Origin of the sequence: Streptomyces lasalocidi (assembly GCF_005280215.1) — a bacterium.
GTDB lineage: Bacteria > Actinomycetota > Actinomycetes > Streptomycetales > Streptomycetaceae > Streptomyces > Streptomyces longwoodensis.
In genome coordinates this window covers 3921234-3934508 of sequence record NZ_SZNQ01000001.1, presented here as the reverse complement: position 1 = coordinate 3934508, position 13275 = coordinate 3921234, and the positions used below count along the sequence as shown (strand labels likewise).

At 71.6% G+C, this 13275-nt stretch carries 9 protein-coding genes; 1 reads left to right on the top strand and 8 read right to left on the bottom strand.

All coding sequences use genetic code 11. The annotated features are described in order from the left end of the window. Positions 1 to 45: 45 nt before the first annotated feature. The 5 genes from E4U91_RS17605 to E4U91_RS17585 all read right to left on the bottom strand — a co-directional run bounded on the left by E4U91_RS17605 (position 46) and on the right by E4U91_RS17585 (position 8300). Positions 46 to 960 carry an anti-sigma factor family protein gene (locus E4U91_RS17605; RefSeq protein WP_137307743.1) on the bottom strand — a complete coding sequence of 305 codons (915 nt, stop codon included), beginning with the start codon at positions 958 to 960 and terminating at the stop codon, positions 46 to 48. Next, the gene (gene sigM / locus E4U91_RS17600) at positions 957 to 1706 is read right to left on the bottom strand and encodes an RNA polymerase sigma factor SigM (RefSeq protein ID WP_137307742.1); all 750 of its coding nucleotides are present in this window, start codon (positions 1704 to 1706) and stop codon (positions 957 to 959) included. The genes E4U91_RS17605 and sigM overlap by 4 nt, the downstream gene beginning before the upstream one ends. A gap of 20 nt (positions 1707 to 1726) precedes the next feature. Beyond that, positions 1727 to 3412, bottom strand: coding sequence for a protein kinase family protein (locus tag E4U91_RS17595; protein WP_137307741.1), 1686 nt, complete (start codon positions 3410 to 3412; stop codon positions 1727 to 1729). A gap of 138 nt (positions 3413 to 3550) precedes the next feature. Further along, on the bottom strand, positions 3551 to 5839 hold the full coding sequence (murJ, locus tag E4U91_RS17590; protein WP_137307740.1) for a murein biosynthesis integral membrane protein MurJ: 2289 nt from the start codon (positions 5837 to 5839) through the stop codon (positions 3551 to 3553). A gap of 43 nt (positions 5840 to 5882) precedes the next feature. Further along, complete coding sequence (locus E4U91_RS17585; protein ID WP_137307739.1) at positions 5883 to 8300, bottom strand: DUF6049 family protein; 2418 nt, start codon at positions 8298 to 8300, stop codon at positions 5883 to 5885. 278 nt (positions 8301 to 8578) lie between these two features. On the opposite strand from E4U91_RS17585, the gene E4U91_RS17580 reads away from it, so the two are divergent. After that, positions 8579 to 10021 (top strand): CCA tRNA nucleotidyltransferase, encoded by a 1443-nt coding sequence (locus E4U91_RS17580; protein ID WP_137307738.1) that lies wholly within the window; start codon positions 8579 to 8581, stop codon positions 10019 to 10021. Between the two features lie 123 nt (positions 10022 to 10144). On the opposite strand, the gene E4U91_RS17575 is transcribed toward E4U91_RS17580, so the two are convergent. The 3 genes from E4U91_RS17575 to E4U91_RS17565 all read right to left on the bottom strand — a co-directional run bounded on the left by E4U91_RS17575 (position 10145) and on the right by E4U91_RS17565 (position 13260). Then, positions 10145 to 10693 (bottom strand): LppU/SCO3897 family protein, encoded by a 549-nt coding sequence (locus E4U91_RS17575; protein WP_137307737.1) that lies wholly within the window; start codon positions 10691 to 10693, stop codon positions 10145 to 10147. A gap of 124 nt (positions 10694 to 10817) precedes the next feature. Further along, positions 10818 to 12086: an MFS transporter gene (locus E4U91_RS17570; protein ID WP_137307736.1), complete on the bottom strand. Its 1269-nt coding sequence runs from the start codon at positions 12084 to 12086 to the stop codon at positions 10818 to 10820. A 91-nt stretch (positions 12087 to 12177) separates the two neighbouring features. Continuing rightward, a complete protein-coding gene (locus E4U91_RS17565; RefSeq protein ID WP_137307735.1) occupies positions 12178 to 13260 on the bottom strand; it encodes an inositol-3-phosphate synthase in 1083 nt (360 codons plus the stop codon). Between the last annotated feature and the right edge of the window lie 15 nt (positions 13261 to 13275).

The window sequence follows — 13275 nt, the reverse complement described above, 5'->3', positions numbered from 1 at the left end:
GGAGGGTGGCGAAGGGCGTCGGGACAGTGTCCCAGGACGTGCGGATCAGGGACGGGCGTAGGTGTGCCGCAACAGCACCTTCGGCTGGGCTCCCGGGTGCTGAACGCAGCGCGTGTCCACCAGGTAGGCGGTGACCTTGCCGGTGTCCGCGGGGTCGGGCAGCACGACCAGGAGCACGTCGCGCCCCTGGTACACGCCGGTCTGGGTGGCCAGGGCCGTGTCCTGCCGGCCGATGCCCTGCTGGACGCAGGCGGGCACGGTCGGCTGAGTGAAGACGCGGGGCGGCTCGGAGTCGCCGTCGAGACCCAGACTGTGCGGCGCGCGGGAACCTTGGCTCTTCGAGAGGAGAGCGGTCACCTGACGCTCCAGGGCGGTCCGGGAGAAGGTGTCCGCCGCGGTGGAGTGGCTGCTGCTCGCCGTGGTGCCGCCGTCCTCGCCCCCGCCCAGCGAGGCCACCAGTACGGAGCCGAGGCCCAGTGCGGCCGCGCCGAAGACGGCACCCAGGACTGCGATCTTGCGGCGCCCAGGACGCTTGCGTTCCTTGCGGCCCGGTCCGGTCGAGGAGCTGCGGGCATGTCCCGCCGGCCGGTCGGGCGCCGCCGCCGATGTTTCACGTGAAACAGGCGTCGTTTCACGTGAAACATGAGAGGTGACACCGCTCATGACACCGCTCGCCTCGGAGCCCTGGGCCGCGTCCAGCGCCTCGGCGTCGAGCAGAGCCTCGGCCGCCAGGGCGGCGTCGATGCGCTGGGCGACGTCGTCCGGCATGCGGGCCGGCCCGGGGAGCGTGCCGAGCAGCCCGCGGATCTCCTCCAGGGAAGCCTGGACGTCGGCGCACAGGGCGCAGGCCGCCAGGTGCCGTCGGATCTCCTCACTGCGGGACGGGCCGAGCAGGCCGTCGGTGAGATCGGAGATCTCGGTGACGTCCGGGTGCCCCGTCGTGTCCGTCGTCGATGTCACGCTCGCCCACCTCCGCCCTTCACTGCGGCTGAGTCGCCTGCTCCGTCCCCACTCGGACCCTCACCGCGAGGACCCGCTGCGGGTGGGACGGATGTCCCCTCCGCCCGGTTCCGTCCCGCGCCGGGTTCTTCCCTGTCGTCGGCGTCGCGTTCCTCGTCCTGCCCGGGGCGGTCCGGCCGGAGGTGGGTCAGCAGGGGCAGGAGTCTGGCTCTGCCCCGGGCACAGCGGCTCTTGACCGTGCCCACGGGCACGTCGAGCACGCGGGCGGCTTCGGCGACCGGATAGCCCTGCATGTCGACCAGGACGAGGGCGGCCCGCTGATCGGGAGGAAGGGTGCCGAGCGCCTCCAGGAGCTGGCGGTGGAGGTCGTTGCGCTCCGCGGGGGCCGAGGCCGACTCGTGGGGCTCCAGGAGCTGTTCCAGGCGCTCGGTGTCGTCGACCGGCGCGGTCTTGCGGGAGGCGGCCTTGCGGGCCCGGTCGAGGCAGGCGTTCACCGTGATCCGGTGCAGCCAGGTCGTGACGGCCGACTGGCCCCGGAAGGTGTGGGCGGCCCGGTAGGCGGAGACGAGGGCGTCCTGGACGGCGTCGGCGGCCTCCTCGCGGTCACCCAGCGTCCGCAGCGCGACGGCCCAGAGCCGGTCCCGGTGCCGGCGCACGATCTCGCCGAAGGCATGGGGGTCACCCTCCAGGTGCCGGGCGAGCAGGTCCTGATCGCCCACCCCGTCGTACCCGCCGCCCTCGGCCATCCGACCCCTCCCCGCTCGGCCTAGCTGGTCACCTTGATGTCCGCCACCCGGCCGCGGTAGGTGCCTTCCTCGGTCATCGGCAGCTTCGTCAGCCAGACCAGCAGGTAGCGGGTCTTCACGGACCGGCTCGGCTTGAGGGTCACGGTCGAGCCGGTGCCCGAGGCGGCCTTGGTGAAGGCCTCGAACGTCGTCGGCTCCGACCCGGTGTCGGCGGACGCGGTCCGCAGTTCGACCGACGTGGAGCCCACGAAGGTCACGGTCACCTTGCCGACCTCCTGGACCTTGCCGAGGTCGAGGACGACGCCGAGGCCGGGCTTCAGGTTGCCGAACGCGGCGCCCTGGTAGTAGTCGGTCTGCCAGTAGGTCGCCGTGCTGTCGTCGTACGTCTTGCTTATGTCGGACGGCTTCTCCGACCCGTCGCCGAACGGGTCGAAGTCCCGGGCGCCGACGATGCTGATCGGCCGGCTGATCGGCTTGACCGGGCTCTTGTCGTTGCCGTCCGTCGTCTGGGTCTGGTTGTTGTCGTCGGACTGGTTGCCCTGGTCCATGAGGGCGTCCGCCAGCTGCCAGCTGCCGAGTCCCAGGGCGGCGATGAGGAGGGCCGAGACGGCCCACTTCAGGGCGCGGCCGGTACGGCTCTGCAGCGGGGGCGGTGCGGTGAGCGGCTGCGTGACGCCTGCGGGCGCGGGGCGGCCGTAGGTGCCCTGCTGGTACGTCGTGTGCTGGTACTCCGGCGGCGCCGTGAACGCGGGCTCCGGCGGGCGGATGCGGGGCATCTCACCGATCGCCTTGACCAGTTCCTCGGGCGTGGTGCACGGGGCCTCGTGGCGCGAGGCGGTCGCCCCGTCGTTGGCGAGCGCGCGCATGGTGAGCTCGGACAGCCCGCGGTGGATACCGGCCCGCACCTGGTCGGGGGCGATGAGACCGATGTGCTTGGGCAGCCCGGACAGCCCGTAGGCGTCGTTCTCGTACGGCCAGCGCTGGGTGAGCGCCGCGTACAGCAGGGCGCCGATCGCCTCGGTGTCCGTGCGCTGCGGCGTCTGCGAGGAGACGCCGCGCAGGGCGGCGTTCACCGCGAGGCCGCGGATGCGCCACTGGCCGGTGGAGGTGCGCAGCACGGCGTTGGGGTTCAGCCGCAGGTGGGCCAGGCCCTCGCGGTGCGCGGCGGCCATGGCGGCGGCGACCTGACTGACCATCTGGTACGCGTCGTGCGGTTCCAGCGGTCCGGCGGCGAGGAGGGTGGTCAACTCCGTGGCGTCGGGCAGCCATTCGTGGACGACGTAGACGACGTCGTTCTCCTCGACGGCGTCCAGCACCTGCACGAAGCGCGGATCGCCCAGCAGCGCGGAGGAGCGGGCGGCGGCGAGGACGGAACGGGCCCGCGAGTGGTCCGCGGGCAGGATGTGGACGCCGACGGCACGCCGGAGTTTCTCGTCGACCGCGCGCCAACTGCTGAACCCGTCCAGACGGGTGACGCACTCCTCCAGCCGGTAGCGCCGGGCGAGCTTGTGGCCGCTGTGCAGCTCGGGCGGTGAGGTCTTCCCGGGACGTTCCGTCCCCCCGCCCCCCTGGGCCTCGTCGTTGTCCGTGTCCCGCTCCCGGTTCGTGGCCACCCCGTCGGCCGTGGCCTGGTCCGCCTGTGCGGTCAGCGGCTCGTCGCCGCTGTTGTCTGCCACGTCGACGGCAGCCGTGCTCCGTTCCGCCACCGTCGTTCCTGCCTCCCCATCCAGTGCGTGCCCTCCGACCTCGAGCACGCCGTCCGACGCCGAAACCAATTGTGCCCACAGTCCGGCGCTATGCACGACACGCGGCGACGGACGATGGTTGTGCGCCTACCCCCCGACTCAGCGACCCAGGCGTCCCCGGACGGTACCGACGAGCGAGTTGAGCTCCTCGATGCGCATCCGGCGGGCACTGACGTAGAAGACGGCGAGCAGGACAGCCCCGCCGGCCAGCAGCGCCACGAAGGACCCCCCGACGCCCTGGCCCAGGGTGCGGCCGATGCCGTAGCAGGCCGCGCCGCTGAGCAGGGCGGCCGGTACGGAGGCGATGCACAGTCTCGCGTACGTCCGCAGCACCCGGGCGCCGTCGAGGTCGCCGCCGAGCCGCTTGCGCAGCCGGTTCCAGGCGACGCCGACGCCGATGGCGTAGGCGAGCCCGTAGGAGGCGGCCATGCCGACCACGGCCCAGCGGGCCGGGAGGACGAAGAAGCAGAGGGTCGAGGCGCCCGCGTTGACGGCGGCGACGATGACCGTGTTGTAGAAGGGCGTCCGGGTGTCCTCGTAGGCGTAGAAGGCGCGTAGGACGACGTACTGCACCGAGTACGGGACCAGGCCGAGGCCGAAGGCCATCAGCATGTACCCCATGTTGGTGGCCTCGCTGGTGCCCGACGAGCCGAAGATCAGGGTGCACATCGGGATGCCGAGCGCCAGGAAGCCGAACGCGATCGGCACGATCGCGACGGCCGTGGTGCGCAGCCCCTGGGAGATGTCCTCGCGGACGGCGCCGCCGTCGCCCTCGGCGGCCGAGCGGGAGATGCGCGGCAGCAGCGCGGCCATCAGCGAGACGGTGATGATGGCCTGCGGCAGGCCCCAGATCAGCTGGGCGTTGGCGTAGGCGGCGAAACCGGTGCCGTCGACGGGCGAGTCGTCACCGGCGGCGGTGGACAGCTGGGAGACGACCAGCGCGCCCGCCTGGTTGGCGAGGACGAACAGGAAGGTCCACTTGGCGAGCGTCACCGCCTTGCCGAGGCCGTGGCCCCGCCAGTCGAAGCGCAGCCGCATCCGGAAGCCGGTCTCCCGCAGGTACGGGATCATCGCGAGCGCCTGGACGACCAGGCCGAGCAGGATGCCGACGCCGAGGAGGCGCTGGCCCTCCGCCGGGATGGTGGTGACCTTCATGCCGGAGTCGGCGGCGGTGCCGTAGACCCAGATGAACATGCCGAGCGTCACGATGATGACGACGTTGTTCAGGACCGGCGTCCACATCATCGCGCCGAACTTGCCGCGCGCGTTGAGGACCTGCCCCATCACCACGTGGACGCCCATGAAGAAGATCGAGGGCAGGAAGTACTGCACGAAGGTGACGCCGACGTCGTTGGCCGCCGGGTCGCTGGCGACGCGGTCCGACAGCAGCCGGATCAGCAGCGGCGCGGCGAAGATCGCGGCGACCGTGAGCAGGCCGAGCGCCACCATGACGAGGGTGAGCAGCCGGTTGGCGTAGGCCTCGCCGCCGTCCTCGTCCTCCTTCATGGCGCGCACCAGCTGCGGCACGAAGACGGAGTTCAGGCCACCGCCGACGGTCAGGATGTAGATCATCGTCGGCAGCTGGTAGGCGACCTGGAAGGTGTCGCCGAGCAGGCCCACGCCGAGCGCGGAGACGATCAGCGCCGAGCGGATGAAGCCGGTGAGCCGGGAGACCATCGTGCCGGCGGCCATGACCGCGCTGGACTTCAGCAGTCCCCCGGCCCGGCCGCCCTTCTTGGCGGCCGGAGCGGCAGCCGCCGCGGCGACGGGAGCGGTGGCCTCGGCGGGCGCGGTGCCCAGGTTCATCGTCCGGTCGTCGGCGGGTGCCGACGCCGCCGCGTACTGCTGCGCCGGGCCCGGTCCACCGGGTGCCGCGGCCGGGCCGGGTACCGCCGGGGAGTCGGTGAGCGGGCGGGTGCCGCTCTGCTGCTGGTCGCGGAAGAGGTGCGCGAAGGCGTCCGGCTCGTGCTGCTCCTCGCCGGAGTGCGACACCAGGTCGTCCACGCCCACGTACTGGGTCGTGCGCGGGTCGTCGCCGTACGGCAGGTACTGGGTGGCACCGTCCGGCTCGGGCGCCGGCGTCTGCGCCCACACCCGCGGGTCGGGCGCGTACGGCGACTGCGGCGGGCGCCCGTACAGCGACTGCTGCGGCTGCTGGTAGGTGCCGGGCGGCGGCGGGGGGTGCGCGGCGCGGTCGTACAGCGCCTCGGCGACGGGGTCCTGCGCGGTGAGGTCCTGTGCGCGGTAGGGGTCCTCGTCGTAGGCGTCCTGGAGGTACATGTCCGCGGGGTGCTGCTGGGGCACCTGGCCGTGCTCGGGCGGCGGGCCGTCGGGGTACCCCGAGCTGCCCGCGGCCTGACCGCGGTCACCGTCGTACGGCGCGTTCATGGTTACCCCACCTCATCGTTCCGGGCCACCGGCCACGACATCCTCAACGGTCCACTCTCTCACCCGTGCCGGACGGGTCGGCGCTTTCCGCTGCGGTGTCCGGCGTCCCGTCACTCGGCTGCTGCGGGCCATCGGCCCGGGGACGGGCGGCGGTCCCGTCCGGGAGACGGTCCCCGGTGCCCTGCGGGTTCCGGGCGGCGTCACCGGGCTCGTCGGCGTCCTCGGCCGCGGCCTCGTCCGTGCCGTCGTCCTCCGGCGACCCCTCCGCCTCGCGGGCGGCCGCGCGCTTGCGCTGGGTGTACATCCGGAAGCCGGCCAGCACCAGCAGCAGCACACCGCCGCCGATGACCAGCATCACCGTGGCCGTGATCTCGGTGACCTTCACGTCGAACGTGACCGGGGCGCCGTACGCCTGGCCGTCCTGCGTGTACAGCTGGGCGACGAGCGTGGACTGGCCGTTGGCGTTGGCCGAGGTGGTGAACTTCACCGTCGTGCTGTGCCCGCCCGAGACGGCGATCGGCTGCTCGTCGTAGTCCTTGCCGCTGATCTCCAGGCGCGTCGGGTTGGTGGAGCTGAGCCGCAGCACCAGGTGCTCGACGCCCTGCACCAGGTTGTTCTGCACGGTCACCGGGATGGTGGCGCTGCGCCCGGACAGCTTCGTCGGTGACTTGTCGATCAGCCTGACCCGGCCGGCGAGCGTGTCGAGGTAACTGCGCACCGCCTGGCGGAACACGCCGGCCGCGCCGGGCCGGCCGCGCCACGACGTGGACATCTCCCGGTTGACGGCCCGCCCGAAGGGGGTCACCACCCGGGACTGGTCGCTGAGGATCACCTTGAACCGGTCGAGCCGCTCCTGCGTGGTGGCGGTCTCCTGGAACGCCGTCCGCGCCAGCTCCTGCTTGCGCAGCGCGGAGGGGTACGCCGAGCGGGCGGGCACCTTGGTCGTGGCGTCCGGGTCGGGCTTGGCCTTGGCGGTCGCGGTGAGGTCCTGCGGCTGCGACCAGGTGCTGCCCTGCAGGGCCGACACCGCCTCGGCCATCGCCCGGGCCTGTCCCGCGGTGAGCAGGCGCTGCGGGGCGACGACGACGCTGCGCTGCTTGTCGGTCTGCAGGTTCAGGGCGAGGCTCTGCGCGAGGAACTGCTGCACCGCCAGGGTGGCCGCGGAGGCGTTCGTCAGGTCGCCCTCGAAGGCGCGTGACAGCTTGCTGTCCGCGACGACCGCCGTGGTGCCCCCGCCGATGGGGCGGGCCGCGGACGGCGTGTACGTCAGACCGCCCGTCTCCTGCAGGCTGTCGCTGCGGGCGATGACCTTGTCGGCGCCCGCGGAGGTGGCGACCTTGACGATCGACGGGTCGACGGCGCCCTGCACGGGCCAGGCGAAGTCGGTGCTCGGCGTCACGTGCAGCACGGTCTCCACCGTGGTGGCGGCGACGTCCGTGGCGGCCTTGAGCTGGCTGAGCGAGCCGGTGACGCGGGTGCCGTTGTGGGCGAGGGAGGCCAGGTCCGGGTCAGCGAAGGGCAGGGCCACGACCTCCTTGCCGGCGACCGCGTCCTGGAGCTTGGCGAGCCACTGCTGGGCGACCGCCTGGTGCGTGCCCGGCTCGGTGGTGTCGCCGTTGACGCGGAGGCGGTAGCCGCCCGCCATGGCGTCGACGGACGCCAGCAGGTCGGGGTCGATCACCCAGGTGACGTCGAGTTCCTTGCCGAGCGCCAGCAGCTGGTCCAGGCGGCCGCCGGGCGCGATCTCCGTGGCGAGGCCGTCGTCGAGGAACACCGGAGTCTGCTGCTGGTTGGACCCGGTCTCCGCCGTCATGTGCACGGTCGAGATGAGCGGCCACAGCACCGTCGTCCTGGTCGTCGGGTCGGCCTCGTCGGCCTGCCACGGCAGGAAGGTGCGCTGGATCCCCAGCACCTGGTCCCACGGCTGCGCGGACGTCTCACCGGACAGCGCGACCCCCAGCGGGTAGACGCCGTCCCCGCCCAGGTCGAGCTTGTCGACGGGCACGGAGATCGTGAAGTGCTCGGCGACGCCGGGCGTGAGCTTGACGAACGTCGCCTTGTACGCGCCGCCCACCGCGGTGCCGTCGGTGCCCGGCAGGTCGTCGGCGCGCTTGGCGACGTCGGCGATCGCCGACCGCGTGGTCAGCGCCGACCCCACCCGCAGGTCGACGTGGGCGTGGGTGACGGCCTGCTTGCCCTTGTTCGTCACCGTGCCGGACACGGTCACCGTGTCCCCGTCGGTGGGGGCACCAGGGGTGAGGGAGTCCACGGACACGGCCACCGAACCGGAGCGCGAGGCCTGCCGTGCGCCGTCCGGACCGGCCGCCTGTGCGGGACCGGCCGCGGGCAGCTGGAGCAGCCCGGCCAGCAGCGGTGCTCCGGCGAGCAGTGCGCCGGTGCGCCGAAGCCACCGGCGGGCAGCTGAGGGAGTCGTCCCCGGGGTGTCTGCCGCCTCGGCCACGCGTTCGCCGTCCCTCGTCGTCGTCAGTGGTCGTCGGAAAGTACGTCCACGCATGGTAACGAGGTGCGCTGAGAGGAAGTGCCGCGGAGCCCTCCACAAGATCGGCGAGAGGGCCTCGGGCCGTCCTCTATGTGCACGTATAAAGAGGAGCGCCGTCGAACACCACAAGCGCTGATCTTGTGGGTGTATCGAGGGAGGTGTCCGGCCCCGCCGGGGCGCGGCGGCCCGGGGCTCGCCGGGGCGCGGGGGGCCTCCGGGGCCACGTACCCTTTCCTGTTGTGCCGAACGCCAACGAAGACAACACCAGTGCCCTGAGCCAGGCGCAGCACCGCGCGGTCAACGAGCTGCTGCGGGTCGCCCCGGTCGCCGACGACCTCGCCCGCCGCTTCCAGGCGGCCGGGTTCTCGCTCGCCCTGGTCGGCGGCTCGGTCCGGGACGCGTTGCTCGGGCGGCTCGGCAACGACCTGGACTTCACCACCGACGCCCGCCCCGAGGACGTCCTGAAGATCGTCCGGCCCTGGGCGGACGCCGTGTGGGAGGTCGGGATCGCCTTCGGCACGGTCGGTGCCCAGAAGGACGGCTACCAGATCGAGGTCACGACCTACAGGTCGGAGGCCTACGACCGCACCTCCCGCAAGCCCGAGGTGTCCTACGGCGACTCCATCGAGGAAGACCTCGTCCGCCGCGACTTCACCGTGAACGCGATGGCCGTCGCGCTGCCGGAGAAGGAGTTCGTGGATCCGCACGGCGGCCTCGTCGACCTCGCGGCCCGGGTGCTGCGTACGCCGGGCACCCCCGAGGAGTCGTTCTCGGACGACCCGCTGCGGATGATGCGGGCCGCGCGCTTCGCCGCCCAGCTCGACTTCGCGCTGGCGCCGGAGGTCGTCACGGCCATGACGGACATGGCCGACCGCATCGGCATCGTCTCCGCCGAACGGGTCCGGGACGAGCTGAACAAGCTCATCCTGTCCGCCCACCCCCGTCAGGGCCTGACCCTGCTGGTGGACACGGGCCTCGCGGACCGGGTGCTGCCCGAGCTGCCCGCGCTGCGCCTGGAGAGCGACGAGCACCACCGGCACAAGGACGTCTACGAGCACTCGCTGATCGTCCTGGAGCAGGCGATCGACCTGGAGCAGGACGGCCCCGACCTCGCCCTGCGACTGGCTGCCCTGCTGCACGACATCGGCAAGCCGCGCACGCGCCGCTTCGAGCAGGACGGCCGGGTCTCCTTCCACCACCACGAGGTGGTCGGCGCGAAGATGACCAAGAAGCGGATGACCGCGCTGAAGTACTCCAACGAGCTGGTGAAGGACGTCTCCCGGCTCGTCGAACTGCACCTGCGCTTCCACGGCTACGGCACCGGTGAGTGGACGGACTCGGCGGTGCGCCGCTACGTCCGGGACGCCGGCCCCCTGCTCGACCGCCTGCACAAGCTGACCCGCTCCGACTGCACGACCCGCAACCGGCGCAAGGCGGCAGCGCTGTCACGTGCGTACGACGGGCTGGAGGAGCGCATCGCCGAGCTGCAGGAGCAGGAGGAGCTGGACGCCATCCGTCCCGACCTCGACGGCAACCAGATCATGGAGGTCCTGGGCGTCGGCCCGGGCCCGGTCGTGGGCAAGGCCTACCAGCACCTGCTGGAGTTGCGCCTGGAGAACGGCCCGATGGAGCGCGATGACGCGGTCGCGGCCCTGAAGGAGTGGTGGGCCGAGCAGAACTGAGGGAACGCAACGGGGTCATGTTTCACGTGAAACATGACCCCGTTGCTTTGCTGCGGTCTTGCTGTCACACGAGTGCGGGGCGTTGTTTCACGTGAAACATCGCTCCGATCCGAGTGCCTCGTCCTACTTCGCGTAGCCCTTCAGGCAGAGCAGGAAGTCGCCCCCGTCGCCGGACTGGGTGTAGACGTACTCGAAGCCCTTGGCCTTGGCCTCGGCCTCGCACTTCGTCGACGCGGCCATCTGGCCCGAGTACGTGCCCTTGATCTTGGCCAATACGACGTACTGGGCCTTCGACGACTTGCAGTCGACGACCTCGAGGTCCGGGTCGTTCGATGAGCTGCTCCCACGGTGCATGCAGTCGCCGACCGCGGCCGTGTCCGCGTCGTCCCGGCTCGCTATGAAGCTGCCGATGGCCACCCCGAGGACGACCAGCACGATGACGATGTTCTTGATGAGCTTGAAGCTCACCTTGCGGCGGGGCGGCTGCGGCGCGGGGACGCCCTGGTTCGGGAACGGGGCGTAGGGCACCTGACCCGGCTGCTGCGGCTGGCCGCCCTGCGGCGGGTACGGGGCCTGGGGCTGCTGCGGCTGGCCGGCCGGCTGCTGGCCCTGCGCGTAGGGGTTCTGGCCCTGCGCGTAAGGGTTCTGGCCCTGGGGCGGCGTCGTGGTCACGGAGGGGTCCCCCTGCGAAAAGTTGGTGAGCGCTCGCATAAGAAGCGCATAAGACGCACGTAAGTTACCGGCCACCACTGACACTGCTGCTACCTGGCGGGACTCTGTGGCTCGGATGTGACACTCAGCGGTGCCCAAAGCGGGCCATAGCCCCTGCAACCGCTCCGTAGATCACGGCGATCGTTACCACCAGGGCCGCTGACCGGCCGTCCTGCGGGAGCATCAGGGCGGCGACCCCGGCGGCGCCCACGAAGGCGACGTTGAACAGGACGTCGTAAAGGGAAAAGATCCGGCCGCGATAGCCGTCCTCCACCTCGGACTGGACGACGGTGTCGGTGGCTATCTTCGCCCCCTGGGTCACGAACCCCAGCAGGAAGGCGAGGACGAGGGCCGGGCCCTGGCGGAACGGCGGCCCGAGGACCAGTTCCAGGACGGCCGCCGCGGCCGCGCACACGACGATCCAGCGGACCGGGCCCAGCCTCCCCGCCGCCGACGGCGTCACCAGGGCCGCCGCGAAGAAGCCGGCGCCGGAGACACCCACCGCCAGACCCAGCAGTGCCAGCCCCTCGTCCGGGTCGGAGCCGGACGACCAGGCGTACCGGCACAGCATCAGCACCATCACGGTCAGCGCGCCGTAGCAGAACCGCATCAGCGTCATGGAGCCGAGCGCCCACGCGGCCGCCCGGCGCCGCGGCTCGGTCAGGTGCCGTACCCCGGCGGCCAGGCCGCTCGCCGTCCCCCGGAGGGCGACCGACAGCCGTGGGCGCACCAGGGCGCGGTCCGGACCGAGCAGGTCGGGCGCCATGCGCAGGGCGGCGAGCGCCGAGCACAGGTACAGGCCGGCCCCCAGCAGCACCACGGCGGCGTCGGAGTCCGCCACGACCAGCCGTACGAGGAAGGCGAGCCCGCCGCCCGCGGTCGCGGCGAGCGTCCCGGCGGTCGGGGACAGCGAGTTGGCGAGGACGAGCCGGTCCGCGTCCACCACGCGGGGCAGGGCCGCGGACAGCCCGGCCAGGACGAAGCGGTTGACGGCCGTCACGCACAGGGCGCAGACGTAGAACAGCCAGTCGGGGACGTGCGTGACCATCAGGGCGGCGGTGACCGTCGCGAGCACGGCGCGCAGCAGGTTGCCGAACAGGAACACCTGCCGGCGGCGCCAGCGGTCCAGCAGGACGCCGGCGAAGGGGCCGACGAGCGAGTAGGGCAGCAGCAGGACCGCCATGGCGGAGGCGATGGCACCGGCCGAGGTCTGCTTCTCGGGGGAGAAGACGACGTACGTCGCGAGCGCCACCTGGAACACCCCGTCGGCGCACTGGGAGAGCAACCGCACGGCGAGCAGCCGCCGGAAGGTGCTGAAGCGCAGCAGGACGCGCAGATCAGGGACGACGGCCATGGCGGACAGCCTCACATACGGCAAGGTCCCCGGATCGAGTGACCCGGGGACCCTGTGCGCCCTGGCAGGAGCGGTGTGTGCGGTGCCGTGCTTAGCGCTCGACCTCGCCGCTGATGAACTTCTCGACGTTCGCGCGGGCCTCGTCGTCGAAGTACTGGACCGGCGGGGACTTCATGAAGTAGCTGGAGGCCGACAGGATCGGGCCGCCGATGCCGCGGTCCTTGGCGATCTTCGCGGCGCGCAGGGCGTCGATGATGACGCCGGCGGAGTTCGGGGAGTCCCAGACCTCGAGCTTGTACTCCAGGTTCAGCGGGACGTCACCGAAGGCACGGCCCTCGAGGCGGACGTAGGCCCACTTGCGGTCGTCGAGCCACGCGACGTAGTCGGACGGGCCGATGTGGACGTTCTTCTCGCCGAGGTCCCGGTCGGGGATCTGGGAGGTGACGGCCTGCGTCTTGGAGATCTTCTTGGACTCCAGGCGCTCGCGCTCGAGCATGTTCTTGAAGTCCATGTTGCCGCCGACGTTCAGCTGCATGGTGCGGTCCAGGATGACACCGCGGTCCTCGAACAGCTTCGCCATGACGCGGTGCGTGATGGTGGCGCCGACCTGCGACTTGATGTCGTCACCGACGATCGGGACACCGGCCTCGGTGAACTTGTCGGCCCACTCCTTGGTACCCGCGATGAAGACCGGGAGGGCGTTGACGAAGGCGACCTTGGCGTCGATGGCGCACTGGGCGTAGAACTTCGCCGCGTCCTCGGAACCCACCGGCAGGTAGCAGACGAGCACGTCGACCTGCTTGTCCTTCAGGACCTGGACGACGTCGACCGGCTCCTCGGCGGACTCCTCGATGGTCAGGCGGTAGTACTTGCCGAGGCCGTCGAGGGTGTGACCGCGCTGGACCGTCACACCGGTGGTGGGGACGTCGCAGATCTTGATGGTGTTGTTCTCGGAGGCGCCGATCGCGTCCGCGAGGTCGAGACCGACCTTCTTGGCGTCCACGTCGAAGGCGGCGACGAACTCGACGTCCCTGACGTGGTACTCGCCGAACTGGACGTGCATCAGGCCCGGCACCTTGGCCGCCGGGTCGGCGTCCTTGTAGTACTCGACTCCCTGCACCAGCGAAGCGGCGCAGTTGCCCACGCCGACGACGGCTACGCGAACCGAACCCATTCCGGTTGCTCCCTG

Bases quoted from the DNA above. Each gene is read 5' to 3' on its own strand.
- sigM (WP_137307742.1), bottom strand. From the start codon at position 1,706: ATGGCCGAGGGCGGCGGGTACGACGGGGTGGGCGATCAGGACCTGCTC.
- murJ (WP_137307740.1), bottom strand. From the start codon at position 5,839: ATGAACGCGCCGTACGACGGTGACCGCGGTCAGGCCGCGGGCAGCTCG.
- E4U91_RS17570 (WP_137307736.1), bottom strand. From the start codon at position 12,086: ATGGCCGTCGTCCCTGATCTGCGCGTCCTGCTGCGCTTCAGCACCTTC.
- E4U91_RS17565 (WP_137307735.1), bottom strand. From the start codon at position 13,260: ATGGGTTCGGTTCGCGTAGCCGTCGTCGGCGTGGGCAACTGCGCCGCT.